The following is a 17,304-nucleotide window of genomic DNA, read 5'->3' as shown; positions in this document are numbered from 1 at the left end:
TTTCATGACTCCGTTTCTATTAATAACATGTTTTTTAACCTACTTTTCCAATCATCTTTTAGCTCTGCTACCGGCATTTTTATTAAATGCGGTGATTTATCAATTTCTAATTTGAACCAATCATTAAACTTGTTGGAAGAATGACAGTATGAACAGCACCAATTTGGAGAGTCAATGACTGGATCACTGAAATAAGTAGCAATATCTGCACGGATACAAGCTTCAGACTTTATTAACCTATTCATTTGGTCTAAGAGAATGATTTTTTCACTTTTTCGTTTCTCAAAATAATCAATAATTTCTGCTAATACCTCTTCTTCTCTCCCTAATAAAATAAACCTGTTATTATTTATGACATTTATTTGTTCTAAATAATATACAAGCATCTTCCATTGCGTTTCATTCATTTGATTCAGTTGTTGAACTTCCTCCACTGTTCTTCCCTCTATGATAGTATCTCTCATCAACTGCTCAATCAAATAATTTTCAGGAAATTCATTTTCAATAAAAGAAAGTGGCAGAATTCGATCTTTCTCACAATTAATTATAAGCGCTAAGCTTTGATTGTTATCACGTCCAGCACGACCGATTTCTTGCACGTATTGTTCAACAGAAGAAGGAAGATTTAAATGAATAACTGAGCGAACATTTGGCTTGTTGATCCCCATTCCAAACGCATTCGTACAACAAATTACATCTAATTCATCACGTATAAACTGTTGTTGAATAAGTAATCTATCTTCTTTATCCATCCCGCCATGATAAAAGGCAACTTTCTGCATACCTTTTTTTCGAAGCATTGCAGCATAATAAACCGCGCGTTTTCTTGTACCTGAATATACAATCGTCGGATACTTAATCGTCTCCATTCTACGTAAGAATAACTCGTCTTTTTCCTTTTCATATTCGACAGTTTCAACTTCGAGAAAGATGTTTGGTCTATTCACTGGAAATCGACAAACGATTCCATTCTTCATGTTTAAATGATGACGAATATCTCTTTCTACTTCTAAGGTAGCTGTTGCTGTTAATGCTAAACAAGGTGGATTTCCTAGTTGCTTCCGAACATCACTCAATCGTAAATAATCTGTTCTAAATTCGTGTCCCCATTGGGAGATGCAATGAGCTTCGTCTACTACAAATAAATCAATTTTCTGTCGCATTAATAGTTGTTTAATATATGGAACAGAGATCATTTCAGGAGATACGAAGATCATGTGATAGTTGTTAAGGTCTTTCAAAATCTCCTTTTTATCTTGAGAACTGACAAGACTACTAATATGGGCAACAGCCTTATCGCCACTCGCTTTCATTTGCGTAACTTGATCTTCCATTAACGATACAAGTGGTGAAATAACCACCGTCAATCCACCTAATAATTTCGCCGGTAAATGGTAACAGATTGTTTTACCACTTCCTGTAGGGAGCACAGCCAAAACATCATTTCCACTTAATACAGCTTCGATAATTTCTTCTTGCCCTTCACGAAACTGTTGATATCCGAACTCTTCTTGTAATGCATCCTGCAAAGACTTCATGAGTTTTTTTCTCCTTTTTGAGAAGAGATGGCTAAGCGAATCTGAAAATATGTATATTTATCCCCTAATTCACCCTTAATCGGTCTTAGCTTCTTTGTGCTTAATCTGTCGGCATACTCACGAATTTCTTTCATTTGCTCGGTAGTAATAAAATCCGTAAAATTAAAATTTGAATCGTGGATCGACAATTCAATAATATGATCTTCTATCGTACTTAGTTTAAGCTGTCTTTTAACAGCAATTTGTTGTATTGTATGTCCACTAGCTAATAATTTTTTTGTCACTGCTGACGTTTTAGTAACCGTAGCTAATTCTTCATTTTCACTAATTAGCGAGTAAAGAAGTGGATAGGAACGAGGAGTCTCAGCAACTCGATTCATCATCTCATGGATGATCGATCGAAACGCAATCGCTGTAAACAAAGGATCATCAGAATAACTGACAGACAATTGGTCAAATGTTCGACCTACACGAAAAAAAGAAGTTAAACGACTTACAAATAACTCTGCTTCTTTTTCTGGTAAAAACCCGAGAATTGTTCCTAATTCTGTATAAAGTTGTGAACCGAGTTGTTGCAAATTGTTATTTTTATTCTTCAATAATTGTTTAACCTTTTTCTGAACATCTCTATTATAACTTATTGGGATAAATGTATATTGCCTTTCTTTTATAAATGATATGGATTGTACGAGCAAGGACAAATGTTCCCAAAAGTAAGCTCTTGATTCGTTCCATTCATATTTTAAGCCATTAAACGAACGTGGCATTTCAAAACTGTCTGATAGCGAATCTAGTGACTGTTTCCCGGCAGGGGATAGAGTTACTTCTTTCTTATCGTGCTCTTCTATAAGATGATATTTTTTTAGATCATGAACGCCTTGATCTACGAACGTTTTTGATTCATTTTTCAAAATAGCCGTCCATCTCTCCAATTTAAATAGTGAAATATCTTGAATCGTTTGTGCAGACCTTTTTCCTCTTAAGATATGAATAATTCCATTCATTGATCTTTCTCCCTGCAATTTATAAACAGATTGTAATAAGATATAATGAAGACTGTTCATTTTTTTCTCCTTTACAAGTATTAGACCTTAATTATAAGTGAAATGTATCACTCATCCAAGTTAATTCCCCTTGTTGATAAGGATTATTAATTACCTTTTTCTATTGAAAAGTCATGTAAGAAGCTTTACAATGGGTTTAGAAAGAACAACCTTCATGCTGAAGATGTTCTTGGTAATTTGACCTTTAATAAAGAGAGAGAGAACTATTATGGGTTTTCATATTATACTGCATTGGGAGGTTTTTTGTTATGGCAAAGTATACAATCGTTGATAAAGACACATGCATAGCCTGTGGCGCATGTGGAGCAGCAGCTCCAGACATTTATGATTACGATGACGACGGAATTGCATGGGTAATCTTAGATGATAACCAAGGTACTAAAGAAGTTCCAGAAGATCTTTATGAAGATATGGAAGATGCACTAGACGGATGTCCAACAGACTCTATCAAAATTGCTGAAGAGTCATTTGATGGAGATGCTTTAAAATTCGAATAGAGTATATTTAAAACCACCGAGAAATCGGTGGTTTTTTCCTACTAATACCCGCTCAAGTCAAATTTCGTTTTGATGACAACACGATCTTTTTTCACTTCCACAAAACCTTCACGTTCCCACTTTTTCAACTGACGACTTACCGTCTCTCTTGATGCCCCTATAATATTTCCTAGTTCTTGATGAGTTAATTGAATGACGTTTCCTTGAACTTCATTCAGATATGAAAATGTCGATCGTAACCGCGACTCGACATTAAGTGAGAGAACTTCGTTTAACTTTCTTTGTAAGTAAACAATTTTTTCATTCATCACTTGAATAATTTTAAAAGCAATCTCTGGTTTTTCACGGATAAATGATTCAAATCCTTCAATAGGAATCGTTAAGACCGAGACATTTTTTTTTGCAGTCGCTGTGCCTGGATAGGGCGAACGATGAAAGAATCCAGTATGAGGAAATATTTCTCCTTCACCCAAGACGTTAATGAGACTTTCATCTCCCCCCTCCGTAAGCTTACTAATTAATATTGTTCCTTTTCCAAGTACGTAAAAGGAACGTTTCTCTTCCCCTTCCCAAAACAAACGGTCTTTATCATTTAAATTTTGTATACGACTCATCTTAATAATTGGATTAAGTTCGTCTTCAGTCAACCCTTCAAATAACGGGGATGCTTGCAAGTATTTTATCCAGTTGATCATAAAGATTTCCTTCTTTCTTTTATATTCATCATCACATCGCTTTTATTTTCTAAATAAGTCGCTTTCAACACCTACAATGTGGTCCATCATTGCTTTATATGCTCCGTCTGCATCTTGCTTTTTAACGGCTTGATAAATCTTCATATGTTCATCGTAAAGTTCGTTCATTCGCTGTGGATCTGAATATATGAACAACTGACGGGCTTCTTTCATTGATTCTTTCATTGTATCTGATACCGTCGTCATCAACCGATAAAGCATATCATTTTTTGACGCATTCACAATCGCCATATGAAAATCAATATCCGCTCTTTCACCTAATTGTCCATTTCCTTCTGCATCTTTCATTTCTACCAATATTTGTGCAAGCTCTGCTAAGTCATCATCTGTTCGGTTTAAGGATGCTAGCAGAGCAGCACCAGTCTCATTAAACTTCCTTACCTGAAAAAGTTGTTGTAAATCTTTATGTGCCATAACTGACGGAATCATCGTTTTTGAAAGGTCAAAATCAGTTTTTTTAACAAATGTGCCTTCACCTTGACGTATTTCAATCAGACCCATCGCTTTCATTGCGCTTAAAGCTTCTCTAATCGCTGAACGTCCTACGTGAAATTCTTCAGCTAACTTTTGGACAGAAGGTAATCGATCGCCAACGTCAAATTCACTATTTTTAATCATTTCAGTTAATTGTTCGGCAACAATTTCATAAATTTTTTTAGTCTTGACTTGCTTGATCACAACCGTTCCCCCTTTTTGCTATTCATATGTTTTCGCAAGGTACGAGTTGCGAAGCTGAAAAATTCGTAATACGAATTAAGCGCGGTAATTTCTTGTTTTATTTAAAATGGCAGGGAAAATCTGTTTCAATAGTATAGATAAATTGTACCTATAAAACTTAAAAGTATCAATATGAGTCAAATAAAATAAGCCTCTCTTTCGATAACCGTTAATATGGGAGTATACAGCTATTCCACATTTTAACAATAAAATCTCCTTTTGGGTAAATATAAATATTTATAGTATATTGCAAGGATTTAAACCTCTCTAAAACATACATTAATAAGGAATTAATAAATTGAATTCTATCCTTCTTCTATGGTAAAGTTGTACTTATGCAGAAAGCGATGCAATAACATAGAAAAGGAAAGGTTGATTTTGACATGAAGAGGTTTAACAAAAAAGCATTCCTTGCTCTTCCACTTTCAGCAGCACTAGTTTTAGCTGCATGCGGAGGCGAGAATGATGCGGATAATAACAACAACGGAGAAAATAATAATGAAGAAAATATCGTTGATGAAGAGGGCAATAATGACGTTTCAGACGCTGAAGACGGAGAAATTGCGGAACAGCCGGAAATGCCAGAAATGCCTGAGCCTGACTTAGAAGATGTTCCTGACGTTGTTGCAATAGTAAATGGCGTAGAAATACTAAAGGAAGAATTTGAAATCAATTACGTTGGAGTATTTCAGCAAGCTTCCATGGAATCAATGATGTCCGGTCAAGAAGTTGACCAAGACAATTTGAAAGAAAGGGTTGCAGAAAATCTGATTTCTACGGAAATTCTCTTACAAGAAGCAGAGAACCGTGGCTTTGACGCAACAGAAGAAGAAATCGATGAAACCTTAGAAGGTTTAGCAATAAATAATGGGCTCGAATCAAAGGATGACTTTCTTGCTGCTTTAGAAGAACAAGGTATGAGTGAAGATGAAGTTATGAGTCAGATTGAAACACAAGTGAAGATAGATCAGCTTGTTGCTGTTGAGTCTGGTGACACTGAACCTACAGACGAAGAAATAGAAGAGTTTTATGATCAGTTAGTAGCCCAGCAAGAGGAAATGGGTTCAGAAGAAGAAATTCCATCTTTTGATGAAATAAAACCAGAAATTGAAGAAATAGTAAAAGAGCAAAATGATTCAGAAGTATTCCAATCATTTTTTGAACAACTTCGTGAAGATGCTGACATTGAAAATCTTATATAATGTTTTGTAATTTTCTCAAGTGAATATCCAGATAGATAAACCTAATAAACAAACACCCTTATTTTCAAATTCGGGTGTTTGTTTTATTTTAAAGAGTTATTGGTAACTAACTTAAACTTTTAGAATAGGATCAAAGTGAAGAAATCATCCTGAAAGATTGTGCTACTTAAACACGTCACTTCCACGTTCATAAAGGACATCATCTGTTCCGGATCTTACATTTACGGCTCTTGCTACCGCAAAGAAGTAATCTGATAAGCGATTCAAATAAGCAATCGCATTCGGCGGTGTATCCATTTGTTCATCTACTTTAACAACGAGACGCTCTGCTCGTCTTGCAATTGTCCGACAAACATGAAGTTGAGCTGCCCCCTTTTCGCCACCTGGTAAAATAAATTTTCTAAGTTCCGGCGCCTCTTCCCAATATTTATCAATATTCTTTTCTAAATCATCAATATATTCTTTTTTTACTGCCCACTTCTGATTATCTGTGACATTAGCTAAATCACCCCCGAGATCAAAAAGTTCATGTTGAATTTTTGTCAAATTTTCTATCATATCGATGTGAATCTCTTTATTTAGGAACGTTATTGCAAGACCGATCGCACTATTTAATTCATCAACTGTGCCATATGCTTCGACACGTTCATGTGTTTTCTTTACTTTTTGACCAATCAACTGGGTATTTCCATGATCACCTTGTTTTGTATAGATCTTCATACAATCTTCCTCCATTTTTTTCATACTCTTACTAGGTTTTATTATACAAACAATACAAATAAATAGCACACAGAAGCAATTAGTATCATACAAAATTTTAATTGTTACACAACGTCTTTCCTAGTAAAATATAGGATATAGTACAAGCAAGAAGGAGGTAAAAAATGAGTGTGGAGGAACATAAACAAGAAGCGCCTAATCAAGTTGCATGTATGATTTTAACGGTATCAGACACTAGAACATTGGAAACTGATAAAAGTGGACAGTTAATGATAGAAATGCTAGAAAGAGAAGGACATTCTATTGTTACACACAAGATCGTTCAAGATAGCCTTACAGATATTCAACAGTGGATTCGATACGCAGATAACAACGACAACATTGAAGCACTTCTTTTAAATGGTGGAACAGGCATCACTTTTAGAGATACGACATATGAAGCTGTTTCCGTCATGCTTGACAAAGAATTGCCGGGATTTGGTGAATTATTTCGTTATTTGAGCTATGAGAAAGATATAGGCCCGGCCGCTATGCTAAGCCGAGCCATTGCCGGGGTTCGGGGTCATATGGCTATTTTCTCCACACCAGGGTCGTCAGGTGCAGTCAAATTAGCCATGAAGGAGTTAATTATTCCAGAGTTGCCACATGTGATGCGAGAAATATATAAAGACAAAAATAAATATTAACAATTTAATCTGGAACACTTGCAGATCTAGGCTGTGTCGAGTGTCCTGCATCTCTCGGGTTCTGACACTCAACATGGTTTTCACCTCTACAGTGTCCTGCAACTCTCCGATTCGGGACACTCAACATGGTTTTTAGCTCTACAGTGTCCACCACAAGTAATTAATACGAAATAGCCGCCCCAAAATATATTTTGGGGCGGCCTGCTCACTTTATTGTTACTTGTGGAACAAGATTTTTCTTGTTTTTTTACTCTTCCAATGTTGATCCGTAAGGTAAAAAGACTGAAAATGTCGTTCCCTCACCTATCTTACTATGAGCTGACACTTTTCCACCATGAGCGTCAATAATATTCTTAACAATTGCTAATCCTAATCCAGTACCAGATCTTCCTCTTGTTCTCGCCTTGTCCGCCTTATAGAAGCGCTCAAAAACAAACGGAAGATCATCTTCAGGTATCCCGGCCCCAGTATCTTCAACTTCTAATTTTACACCGTTATGAAACGGTTCTAACCGAAGAGTTATAGACCCCTGATCCGGAGTATGACGAATCGCATTATCTATCAAGTTTGTTACAACTTGCTCGATTCGATCAGAGTCAGCATGAACAGGATTGTCAATTGAATGAATATCTCCGATGAGATTTACATCATGTTCTTTCGCAACACCTTGAAATTTGCGAACAACTCTGTAGGCAAACTCTTCAATTTCAAGAGGCTCGACATTCAATTGAATGTGACCAGCCTCCATTCTAGTTAAATCTAACAATTCATTAACTAATCGACCCATTCGTAATGATTCATCATGAATAATTTGAGCCAATTCCTTTTTTTCTTCTTCGCTTCCACCAATATCATCAACAATCGCTTCACTATATCCTTGCAACATTGATATCGGAGTGCGAAGCTCATGTGACACGTTAGCAATAAAGTCTTTTCGTAACTTATCATGCAAACGTTCTTCAGTCATATCACGAAGTACTGCCACAGCGCCTCGGACATGCGATTGATCATATAGAGGTGTCATTAAAATGACCCAACTTCTACCTTGAACATCGACTTCGCCCATTTGCTCTTTTTCTTCTTCAACTACTCGCTCAAATAGATTTTGCAATTGCTCAGGAAGTTGTCCTGATTCTTCTACCTCATATCCTTGTTCATATAGCCAAGCTCCAATAAATTCATTCGCAGGAGGGTTTGTCACCATCACAGCACCATCGCGATCAAGCGTGATGACACCATCGGCCATGGAACTTAAAATTCGCGATAACTGCTCTTTTTCTTGGTTCAATGCATTTAAGTTAGTGTTTAAAGCACGAGCCATTCGATTAAATGCAATCCCTAATAATCCAATTTCATCGTTTGTCAAAATAGGAACTTTTGTATTAAAATTACCTTTAGCAACTTCCAAGGACGCCTTCCTCATTTTTCGTAACGGGGCTGTAATTCTCGTCGTTAAGAAAAAAGCAAATACTGTCGTTAGAATAATTGCGATTCCAGCAGATAAGAAAATAATGTTTTTCGTTTGATTTGACGCTTCTTCGACAACATCAAGAGATTGGTACAAAAACAAAGAACCTTCTTCTTCTGTAGCTAATTGAAACGGAATCCCGACTACCATGACCTCTTCTGTTACTTCTTTCCCACTGACATCGAACGTATAATTGCCTTGTGTAACAACAGTTTCACTTGATTCGATAACTTTAGCTAAATTTTCATCTTCATAAAAAATATTAACCGGCAAGTCATCGATACTTTTGTCAGTAGTATACCAATACTCATCTTCATTCAATAAAATCAACGCTTTTGTTGAATATGTCTCAGAAATCATTCTACTCATGGAAAATGCCGCATCATCCGTTTCTCCATCCTCTAGTAACGTGACAATAAGAGAAGCATGATTCATTAATTCTCCCTCAGCATGATCCGTATGAAATCTCTCGAAATATTGCAATAACAAGACAGTTAAAATGACGAGTACAACAGATACGAGGAGGAGAATCGTAAACCATAACTTGCCCACGACACTTCGCCAAAACATCATTAGTCTCTCACAGCCTCAAATTTATAACCAACACCCCAAACGGTTGAAATCATATTTGCCGCTTCTGGAGATACTTTATTCAACTTCTCACGTAGTCGTTTAATATGAGTGTCAACTGTACGAAGATCTCCAAAGAACTCATAATTCCAGACGTCTTTCAATAACTGCTCTCTTGCAAATACTTTATCTGGCGCTGAAGCAAGGTATAGAAGTAACTCATATTCCTTTGGTGTTAAATTAATATGTTTACCTTCTGTAGTTACTCTGTGAGCATCGTTATCAATAGTCAAATGAGGAAAAACAAGTACGTCTTTTGTCGCCGTTTCCGTCTGTAAAAACTTTGTTGAAGAAGCCCTTCGTAGTAACGCTTTCACACGAAGAACTACTTCTCTTGGACTGAATGGTTTAACAATGTAATCATCTGTTCCCGCTTCAAAACCTTGGACACGATTGGCTTCTTCTCCTTTAGCAGTAAGCATAATAATGGGCGTTGCCTTATGTTTACGAATTTCTTCACACACTTCTATTCCATCAATACCTGGCATCATAAGATCAAGAACTATTAAATCATAATCTACTTCTAATGCCATTTTAAGAGCTTTCTCACCGTTCTCTGCATCATCAACATCATATTCTTCACGCTCTAAATACATCTTAAGCAACCGTCTAATTCGTTCTTCATCATCAACTACTAAAATTTTTGGCTGATCTTGCATTGCTTCTTCCCCCTTAGGACTCCTACTTAAATATCAACTTTCATCATAAGTAGGTTTACTGAGTTAAATAGCTTTTCTAAATTAATTGTACCATGTTCGTTACGCAATTAGAATGTATAGTTATCACCATAAAAGAAAGCAGCCCTACTTTAATTCTCCATAGGTACTGCTCTTATATTCATGCATATGAATGTAATCCTGCTATTACTAGATTGACAAAAACCAAATTAAACATAATTAAGGCGAAACCAATTACACATAACCATGCGCTCTTTTCTCCATGCCATCCTCTCGATAACCTTAGATGTAAATAAACAACATAGAATAGGAATGTAACTAGAGCCCAAACTTCCTTTGGGTCCCATCCCCAAAACCTTGTCCAAGCAATTTGCGCCCAGATCATCGCGAAAATTAAGCCACCTAAAGCAAAAATTGGTAACCCAATCGCAATTGCTCGATAACTAATCTCATCGACTGTTTGAGGATTCACATTTTTCAAAATAGGTTGAATCGTTGCACCGACAGGCTTTCTAAAAATAAGCCGTAATACACCATATAAGAAAAGACCACCTAATATAGCCCAAATAACCGTATTTAAATCCCCGCTTTCTATTATTGCTGGGGCATTTACTAGCGGTGACATCCCTTGATCAGAAATTAATTGCCCCTCATTAGGTCCAACTAATGGTGGGAAATAATAACTAATTTCTGCTTGATTTCCTTGTTCATTTACATATTCAAACGTTGCTTGGTAATCAGTTGCACCGAAGCCAATCCCGAGTAAAACATATGCTAAGGTGCTTAATAACGTAAACAAGATAAATTCAACACCTTTTACCTTGATAGACGCTTCCTTAAAATTAATCACGCGAATTAAATATACCAATCCACCCACAAAACCAATAGCGAGAATCCCTTGGCCAATAACCGTTGTTATCACATGAATCGTTAACCAATGAGATTGCAAAGCTGGGATTAGCGGTTGAACATCACCTGGGAACATAGAAGCATAAGCAATAATCAGCATCACTACTGGCATCGCAAACAAACCAATGTAATTGTTACGATAGATTGCATAAATGATAATAAATCCTAAGGTAATCGCGATCCCTAAGGCTGTCATATACTCAAACATATTACTAACTGGTGCATATCCTACGCCAATCCATCTTGATGCGAAGTAAGTAATCATCGCAATAAAAGCTAATATTGCGCTTATATAACCTAACAGTCCTGCCTTATTCACTTCCATACCCTTTTGATTTTTGAATTTCTTTCCTGTAATAGAGACAGCGAAAAGAATCGTTGCTGCCAAAGACAAAAAGAATGCGACGTACATGGCATTGCTACTTAGTAGAATCATCGTCCTGACTCACTCCTTCATTTTCCTTTTCAGTTTGGTCTATTGGTGAAGGAATATGAGTGTTATCAGAAATTAGCTGAAAATCTTTTTTCAGTGCTTGCCAATTTTTATTTGCGTGGCCAGCCAATAACAATGTTCCTTCACGATTTTGGATCCATATCCGTCGATGATGCCAATAAGACCCTTGAATAAAACCTATCATAAAGATAATTCCTCCTAATGAGATAATAGGAAGAGTCCGATCTTTCCTAATCGTTAATCCGGTTACATCAACCATCTCAACACCTGACATGCGTATCACATGGTCATTCTCACCATTGAGCGCCTCGTTAACCCGAACACCAATTAAACTGATCTCCCCTTCATCTTCATCAGCTCCAGGTGGAAACACTTCGAAAATAATGCGAGGATTATCTGGTATACGATTCACCGTTGTCGGTTCTCCATTATCATCAATGACAAAATTAGGGAAATAATCCATAATTTCCACTCTGTACCCATTATCAAATTCATATGTCTTTTGCGGATCATTTAAATCTACGGTAAATTCTATATTAGATAAATCCGCATCAACCGTGTCACTTTCCAATGTAAAGGTAAACTGAGACAATTCATTTAATTTATAATCAACTTGATATAAAGAGAAGCCTTCGAAAGTTAATGGGTCATTTACGCGAATTTCATAATCTTTTACCTCTTCAAGTTCTGTGTCACTTCCAATAGTTCCATCGCTAGTTCTTCTTAATAATGTCGCTGAAGTTTGGTAGGTTTTAACTACAGGTTGTTGCGTTCGTTCTAGAGCTTCTCTATATTTCTCATCTTCTTCATCGTATAATTCAACCAAAAAGTTATTGTTCCTCAAAAAATACTCACCATTAGTTCCAGTTACTACTTCTTGCTCTCCCTCGCGAACCCAAATATGCTCATCTAAGTACATCTCAGGAAAGAACCTCAACATTCCACCAATAAGAAAGATAATAAGACCAACATGATTGACATAAGGACCCCATCTTGCAAAGCGTCCTTTTTCAGCAAGAATATGCCCATTTTCTTTCCGAACATGGTACCGTTTGTTTATTAGTAACTTCTCGGCCTTGTCAATCTCCTCATCAATATTAGCGATACTATCCGTTTGCCCAAACAACCTCTGACGTTTTAAAAAACCTTCGTGTCTAGAGATTCTTTGTGTTTTAAGCGCCCTGTAGAGGGGAACAACCCGATCTAAACTAGCAATCACAAGAGACACACCTAAGGAGGCAATCAACAGCATATACCACCATGAACTGTATAAATTATGAAATCCTAATTGATAATAAAGTTTTCCAAACAACCCGTATTCCTGCTCATAATAAAGCGTTGGGCTCTCGCCAGCTGGGATATACATCTCTTGAGGAAATAAAGTTCCCATAGACGATGTCACTAGTAATAACACAATAATCGAGATACCAATCTTAACTGAGGAAAAAAAGTTCCAAATTCTATCTATTGGTGACCTTTTATAAGTTTGTGACCTTCTTGCTACACCTTCATAACGCATGTTTGCAAGCTTTCCTTTTTCTTCTTTTAACGGTTTCCCACAAGATTCACATAAATATGTCCCATATGGGTTGACATGACCGCATTCGCATTTGACGTTTTCCATTTTAATCCCCCACTAGCTTTCCGGAATTAACCCATTTAATGACTCCACCACTTGCACTGCTGTTTTGTGGCCAAATTGTCTCTCTCTTAATTCGCCATACTCATTAATCAATCAGTTACTGGGAGACCCTATGGACACCGTATGCATTAGTTACGAACATATCGTCATTAATAAATAACGGGTATTCTAATCCTTGGCTCTCTTTATAATTGCTTCAATTAACGCTTTTTCATCTAACTTCCTCACTATCCATTTACAGTTGTTCTTATTCTATATTAACATCACTAAAATAGTGTTAATAGCGGTAGATTTGTAAGTTTGTGAACATTATGTGACAGCCATTTCTCTAAGTTGTTTTACTTCATGAGGCTTTAGTTCTCTATATTCACCAGCATTCATCCCACGTAAATGTAAAAAACCATAGTTTTCTCTCTTTAGTTTAATTACAGGGTGCCCGACAGATTCAAGCATTCTGCGAACTTGCCGGTTTTTCCCTTCATGAATAGAAATTTCGACAATTGCAGTATTTTTCTTTGGGTCTGTCTTTTTCACTTTCAGCTGAGCCGGTGCTGTTTTACCATCTTCAAGTTGAACGCCTCTTTCAAGTTTTTTCAACGTTTCTCTTAAAGGCATTCCTTCTACTTTTGCTATATAAGTCTTTTTAATCTTATATTTTGGATGCATTAGTATGTTGGCAAAATCTCCATCATTCGTTAATAATAGTAAACCAGACGTATCAGAATCTAACCGTCCTACCGGATAAATCCTTTGGGCTACATCGATATAATCAGTGACAACTTTTCTACCAAACTCATCAGACACGCTTGAAATCACGCCTGTCGGTTTATAAAGTAAAAAGTACACTGGTTCTTCTCGATCAATCGGCACTCCGTTAACAACCACTTTATCAGTGGCTGGATCTACTTTCGTTCCTAATTCAGTAACTTTCTTTCCATTGACAGATACTTTACCATCGGTAATAAGTGCTTCTGCTTTTCTTCTTGATGTGATTCCTGATTGAGCAATCACTTTTTGTAAACGTTCCATATCTTTCACCTCAGCCTCATCTTATCATTATCTTTATTGTCGTCGACAGTAATTTGATTTCAAACGTTAATTTTAGCTTTTTTTTCGAGAAGATACAACATAAACCCATGAATCGATCGATTCATGGGTTTACACGTCTATAAAAAGACAAGTCTAACTATTAAAATGGATGCAATAATCCCTATCACATCAGCAGATAAACCAACTTTAAGGGAGTCGCCCATTTTTTTTATACCAACTGCACCAAAATAAACAGTTAGTACATAAAATGTTGTATCAGTACTTCCTTGCATCGTCGAAGCCAACCTGCCAATGAAGGAATCTGGACCGTACGTTGCAATTAAGTCACTCGTCATACCTAACGCCCCTGTTCCTGATAAAGGTCGAATAAGAGCAAGAGGTAATATTTCAGTCGGAATATAGAAAAAGGATAATAACGGGTGAAGTAAATCAATGAAAAAACCCATTGCCCCTGATTCACGGAATACTTTAATAGAAACGAGCATTCCTACTAAATAAGGAATAATTGATAATGATAACTGGACACCTTCTTTCGCTCCATCAGTAAAGGCTTCATAGGTTGGAACCCGTTTCCATGTTGCCGTCATTAAAATAATGAAGAGAAAACTTGGAATAATCCATATTGAAATCGTAGATAACCAACTCATCAGCTATCACGTCCCTTTTTTTAATCTTCTATAATAGAAAAATCGGTCAATCAAGACAGCACCAATTGTTGAACAAGCTGTAGCAAGGATCGTCGTCACAACAATCTCTGCAGGAGCAACAGAACCATATTCAATACGAAGGGCAATAACGGTTGTTGGGATTAGAGTCAAACTCGCAGTATTGATAGCTAAAAGAGTCACCATCGACCGACTCGCTTCGTCTTTATCATGATTTAACTTTTTTAACTCCTTCATCGCTTTAATTCCCATTGGCGTAGCTGCATTTCCAAGCCCAAACATATTTGCACTCATATTTGAAACGATATAACCTTGAGCTGGATGGCCTTGTGGTATGTCAGGAAATATTCGCGATACAACCGGATGAAGCCACTTACTAACTATTTTTAAAATCCCAGCCAACTCAGCTATTCTCATCATACCAAGCCAAAATGTTAATACGCTAATCAAACCTATACAGATAACTACAGCTTCTTTTGCTCCTGAAAAAATAGCTTCATTCACTTCTGTCATCGTGCCATTTATTGCTGCAAAAATAAAACCTATGAAAAAAAGGCTCACCCATATCACATTAACCATAAGAATTTACTCCATCAAATGAAAACCATCTTCTTACCCACTTGTCATAAAAAGAATCGCCTTTGATTTCTTCTCTCATGTATCTCAGAGGCACAACACCTATCACCTCATTATTCAATTCGATTTGAATCGATCCAATTGGATATGGATATCCCTCTTTCTCCCACCTTTCCTGATTATCAGGATTAGGGACAATAATTCGTTGACTGAGATTTTGCTTTTCCTGTTCACTAATAGGATATTCAAAGGAATACTCCGCTTTTAAGCGGTCTTGATAAAACGGATCATCCACTCTTTCAACGATCCCTTCTTTTACGAGTGTCTTTGTTTGAAATTGAGAAAATCCCCATTCGAACATATTCATGTGATCATGCCAATCACTTGGTGCATTAATCGTTACAGCAATTAATTTTAATTCATCCTTTTCCGCAGTTGAAACTAGAGTTCGCTTCGCTCGTTTTGTATACCCTGTTTTCCCACCTGTTGAATGTTGGTACAACTGCGTCAGGAGCCTGTTTTTGTTCTTAAAAACCCGAATTCTATTTTCTTCTGTTTCTGATCTATATGATTCCGTACCAACTACTTCCTCGTATATCGGATTAGCCATCGCATATTGTGTAAGCTTGGCCATATCAAGGGCAGTAGAATAATGTTCTTCATGATCGTCTAGGCCATGCGGGTTTGCGAACAAGGTCCCTTCCATTCCAAGCTGATTCGCTTTTTCATTCATCATAAAGACGAAACCTTCGAGACTCCCGCCAATATGTTCCGCGATAGCAACCGCCGCATCATTGCCCGAACGCAGCATAAGCCCGTAGATCAAATCTCTCAAAGAAATTTCTTCTCCTTCTATTAAATATATTGATGAACCTTCTGTTCCAAAAGCTTCGCTAGAAATCTTTACTTTTTCATCTAGATCGCCATGCTCAATTGCCAAAATAGCCGTCATAACCTTTGTAATGCTAGCAATTCTCATCTGCGTTTCTGCTTCTTTTTCATACAAAATTCTACCGCTCTCTTGTTCAATAAGAATAGCCCCTTGAGCCGAAACTCCTTGCTGATAATTAACGTCTGTTGGCGAAGATATCCCCAACAAAAAAAACGTCGACAAGATAATTATCACTAACTTTCTTTTATTGTTCTGCATACTTTCCCTCCGATCACTGACAACGAAGCATTTATTCATATTATCAACCCTTTATAATAACCAATTTATGCTAAGAAAAAAAAAGTATGTCCTATTCACACCCAGGAAAATTGAATATCTTTCATTCATTGGTTAAAACTAAATATACTCAATCACGAATGTGAGGCGATAAGGAAATGCTCTGGTTAGATTTATCAAAAATAGTATTTAGAATCGTAACAATTATGCCTCTATTACTCATTGTCGCGTTGTATATGGGCAAGCGTACTATTGGTCAGTTACCATTATTTGATTTCCTAGTTATCATCACGCTTGCATCTATTACTGGTGCTGATATAGCAGATCCAACTATTAACCAATTACATACAATCGTTGCCATTATCGCAATCGCTTTACTACAAAGAACCGTTAGCTTCCTTTTAATCAAAAAAAGTTGGTTAGGTAACGCAATGACTTTCAAACCAACTGTGGTTATTGAAAACGGAATTTTACTCATTGCAAATATTGAAGAAATTCGGTATTCCATTGATAATATATTACAAATGCTAAGAGAAAAAGACATCTTTGATTTATCGATTGTGAAGCTTGCAATCGTTGAAGCAAACGGTAAATTAACGGTTTTAAAAAAATCGTTAAATTCCTCTGTGACTTTGGAAGACCTCGGTCTAAAGAAATCCTCATCCAACCTGGCTTATCCAGTTATAATTGAAGGGAAAATTCACGCTAACATGCTAAAATACTTAAACTTTTCTGTTAAATGGCTACTAGAGGAGTTAAACAAAAAAGGGATTGATCAGACAAAAGACGTTCTTTTTGCCAGCGTTAATCAAGAAGGCATTCTTCATGTATCAATGGTAAATCCTACGATGAAAGGAACTCCCTTTCATCATTAGTAATACTTGCA

General features: G+C 36.6%; 17 protein-coding genes. 4 read left to right on the top strand and 13 right to left on the bottom strand.

Annotated features, from left to right (window positions below; translation table 11 throughout):
* Positions 1–2: 2 nt before the first annotated feature.
* Both ACM26V_RS01380 and ACM26V_RS01375 read right to left on the bottom strand, forming a co-directional pair.
* Positions 3–1,538 (bottom strand): RecQ family ATP-dependent DNA helicase, encoded by a 1,536-nt coding sequence (locus tag ACM26V_RS01380; RefSeq protein WP_416149677.1) that lies wholly within the window; start codon positions 1,536–1,538, stop codon positions 3–5.
* Positions 1,535–2,542, bottom strand: a complete 1,008-nt coding sequence (locus ACM26V_RS01375) for a helix-turn-helix domain-containing protein (protein ID WP_416149676.1) — start codon at positions 2,540–2,542, stop codon at positions 1,535–1,537. The genes ACM26V_RS01380 and ACM26V_RS01375 overlap by 4 nt, the downstream gene beginning before the upstream one ends.
* Before the next feature lie 308 nt (positions 2,543–2,850).
* Here ACM26V_RS01375 and ACM26V_RS01370 point away from each other — a divergent pair, with 308 nt between their 5' ends.
* The gene (locus tag ACM26V_RS01370) at positions 2,851–3,099 is read left to right on the top strand and encodes a ferredoxin (protein ID WP_416149675.1); all 249 of its coding nucleotides are present in this window, start codon (positions 2,851–2,853) and stop codon (positions 3,097–3,099) included.
* A gap of 41 nt (positions 3,100–3,140) precedes the next feature.
* Here the strand turns inward: ACM26V_RS01370 and ACM26V_RS01365 are convergent, their stop codons facing one another.
* A complete protein-coding gene (locus ACM26V_RS01365; protein ID WP_416149674.1) occupies positions 3,141–3,794 on the bottom strand; it encodes a Crp/Fnr family transcriptional regulator in 654 nt (217 codons plus the stop codon).
* A gap of 42 nt (positions 3,795–3,836) precedes the next feature.
* The gene (locus tag ACM26V_RS01360; RefSeq protein ID WP_416149673.1) at positions 3,837–4,532 is read right to left on the bottom strand and encodes a FadR/GntR family transcriptional regulator; all 696 of its coding nucleotides are present in this window, start codon (positions 4,530–4,532) and stop codon (positions 3,837–3,839) included.
* A 422-nt stretch (positions 4,533–4,954) separates the two neighbouring features.
* Here ACM26V_RS01360 and ACM26V_RS01355 point away from each other — a divergent pair, with 422 nt between their 5' ends.
* Positions 4,955–5,773, top strand: a complete 819-nt coding sequence (locus tag ACM26V_RS01355) for a SurA N-terminal domain-containing protein (protein WP_416149672.1) — start codon at positions 4,955–4,957, stop codon at positions 5,771–5,773.
* A gap of 162 nt (positions 5,774–5,935) precedes the next feature.
* On the opposite strand, the gene ACM26V_RS01350 is transcribed toward ACM26V_RS01355, so the two are convergent.
* Positions 5,936–6,493 carry a cob(I)yrinic acid a,c-diamide adenosyltransferase gene (locus ACM26V_RS01350; protein WP_416149671.1) on the bottom strand — a complete coding sequence of 186 codons (558 nt, stop codon included), beginning with the start codon at positions 6,491–6,493 and terminating at the stop codon, positions 5,936–5,938.
* Between the two features lie 164 nt (positions 6,494–6,657).
* Between ACM26V_RS01350 and ACM26V_RS01345 the strand changes: the two genes are divergently transcribed.
* Positions 6,658–7,179: a MogA/MoaB family molybdenum cofactor biosynthesis protein gene (locus tag ACM26V_RS01345; RefSeq protein WP_416149670.1), complete on the top strand. Its 522-nt coding sequence runs from the start codon at positions 6,658–6,660 to the stop codon at positions 7,177–7,179.
* Between the two features lie 247 nt (positions 7,180–7,426).
* On the opposite strand, the gene ACM26V_RS01340 is transcribed toward ACM26V_RS01345, so the two are convergent.
* The 8 genes from ACM26V_RS01340 to ACM26V_RS01305 form a co-directional block, all read right to left on the bottom strand.
* A complete protein-coding gene (locus tag ACM26V_RS01340; RefSeq protein WP_416149669.1) occupies positions 7,427–9,220 on the bottom strand; it encodes an ATP-binding protein in 1,794 nt (597 codons plus the stop codon).
* The gene (locus ACM26V_RS01335) at positions 9,220–9,936 is read right to left on the bottom strand and encodes a response regulator transcription factor (RefSeq protein WP_416149668.1); all 717 of its coding nucleotides are present in this window, start codon (positions 9,934–9,936) and stop codon (positions 9,220–9,222) included. The genes ACM26V_RS01340 and ACM26V_RS01335 overlap by 1 nt, the downstream gene beginning before the upstream one ends.
* 178 nt (positions 9,937–10,114) lie before the next feature.
* Positions 10,115–11,299, bottom strand: coding sequence for a c-type cytochrome biogenesis protein CcsB (gene ccsB / locus ACM26V_RS01330; RefSeq protein WP_416149667.1), 1,185 nt, complete (start codon positions 11,297–11,299; stop codon positions 10,115–10,117).
* A complete protein-coding gene (resB, locus tag ACM26V_RS01325; RefSeq protein WP_416149666.1) occupies positions 11,283–12,941 on the bottom strand; it encodes a cytochrome c biogenesis protein ResB in 1,659 nt (552 codons plus the stop codon). The genes ccsB and resB overlap by 17 nt, the downstream gene beginning before the upstream one ends.
* A 327-nt stretch (positions 12,942–13,268) precedes the next feature.
* Complete coding sequence (locus tag ACM26V_RS01320) at positions 13,269–13,988, bottom strand: pseudouridine synthase (RefSeq protein ID WP_416149665.1); 720 nt, start codon at positions 13,986–13,988, stop codon at positions 13,269–13,271.
* A 137-nt stretch (positions 13,989–14,125) separates the two neighbouring features.
* Entirely contained in the window at positions 14,126–14,656 is a 531-nt protein-coding gene (locus ACM26V_RS01315) for a spore maturation protein (protein ID WP_416149664.1), read from the bottom strand.
* Positions 14,657–14,662: 6 nt separating this feature from the next.
* Entirely contained in the window at positions 14,663–15,253 is a 591-nt protein-coding gene (locus ACM26V_RS01310) for a nucleoside recognition domain-containing protein (RefSeq protein WP_416149663.1), read from the bottom strand.
* Positions 15,246–16,400, bottom strand: coding sequence for a D-alanyl-D-alanine carboxypeptidase family protein (locus tag ACM26V_RS01305; protein ID WP_416149662.1), 1,155 nt, complete (start codon positions 16,398–16,400; stop codon positions 15,246–15,248). The genes ACM26V_RS01310 and ACM26V_RS01305 overlap by 8 nt, the downstream gene beginning before the upstream one ends.
* A 176-nt stretch (positions 16,401–16,576) precedes the next feature.
* On the opposite strand from ACM26V_RS01305, the gene ACM26V_RS01300 reads away from it, so the two are divergent.
* A complete protein-coding gene (locus tag ACM26V_RS01300) occupies positions 16,577–17,293 on the top strand; it encodes a DUF421 domain-containing protein (RefSeq protein WP_416149661.1) in 717 nt (238 codons plus the stop codon).
* The last annotated feature ends 11 nt before the right edge of the window (positions 17,294–17,304 follow it).

It is taken from the genome of Salipaludibacillus sp. HK11 (assembly GCF_047795645.1).
Classification (GTDB): Bacteria; Bacillota; Bacilli; order Bacillales; family Salisediminibacteriaceae; genus Salipaludibacillus.
The sequence above is the reverse complement of the archived record's forward strand: the minus strand, read 5'-3'. Positions and strand labels throughout refer to the sequence as shown.

Bases quoted from the DNA above. Each gene is read 5' to 3' on its own strand.
- ACM26V_RS01380 (WP_416149677.1), bottom strand. From the start codon at position 1,538: ATGAAGTCTTTGCAGGATGCATTACAAGAAGAGTTCGGATATCAACAG.
- ACM26V_RS01375 (WP_416149676.1), bottom strand. From the start codon at position 2,542: ATGAATGGAATTATTCATATCTTAAGAGGAAAAAGGTCTGCACAAACG.
- ACM26V_RS01370 (WP_416149675.1), top strand. From the start codon at position 2,851: ATGGCAAAGTATACAATCGTTGATAAAGACACATGCATAGCCTGTGGC.
- ACM26V_RS01365 (WP_416149674.1), bottom strand. From the start codon at position 3,794: ATGATCAACTGGATAAAATACTTGCAAGCATCCCCGTTATTTGAAGGG.
- ACM26V_RS01355 (WP_416149672.1), top strand. From the start codon at position 4,955: ATGAAGAGGTTTAACAAAAAAGCATTCCTTGCTCTTCCACTTTCAGCA.
- ACM26V_RS01350 (WP_416149671.1), bottom strand. From the start codon at position 6,493: ATGAAGATCTATACAAAACAAGGTGATCATGGAAATACCCAGTTGATT.
- ACM26V_RS01345 (WP_416149670.1), top strand. From the start codon at position 6,658: ATGAGTGTGGAGGAACATAAACAAGAAGCGCCTAATCAAGTTGCATGT.
- ACM26V_RS01340 (WP_416149669.1), bottom strand. From the start codon at position 9,220: ATGATGTTTTGGCGAAGTGTCGTGGGCAAGTTATGGTTTACGATTCTC.
- ACM26V_RS01335 (WP_416149668.1), bottom strand. From the start codon at position 9,936: ATGCAAGATCAGCCAAAAATTTTAGTAGTTGATGATGAAGAACGAATT.
- ccsB (WP_416149667.1), bottom strand. From the start codon at position 11,299: ATGATTCTACTAAGTAGCAATGCCATGTACGTCGCATTCTTTTTGTCT.
- resB (WP_416149666.1), bottom strand. From the start codon at position 12,941: ATGGAAAACGTCAAATGCGAATGCGGTCATGTCAACCCATATGGGACA.
- ACM26V_RS01320 (WP_416149665.1), bottom strand. From the start codon at position 13,988: ATGGAACGTTTACAAAAAGTGATTGCTCAATCAGGAATCACATCAAGA.
- ACM26V_RS01315 (WP_416149664.1), bottom strand. From the start codon at position 14,656: ATGAGTTGGTTATCTACGATTTCAATATGGATTATTCCAAGTTTTCTC.
- ACM26V_RS01310 (WP_416149663.1), bottom strand. From the start codon at position 15,253: ATGGTTAATGTGATATGGGTGAGCCTTTTTTTCATAGGTTTTATTTTT.
- ACM26V_RS01305 (WP_416149662.1), bottom strand. From the start codon at position 16,400: ATGCAGAACAATAAAAGAAAGTTAGTGATAATTATCTTGTCGACGTTT.
- ACM26V_RS01300 (WP_416149661.1), top strand. From the start codon at position 16,577: ATGCTCTGGTTAGATTTATCAAAAATAGTATTTAGAATCGTAACAATT.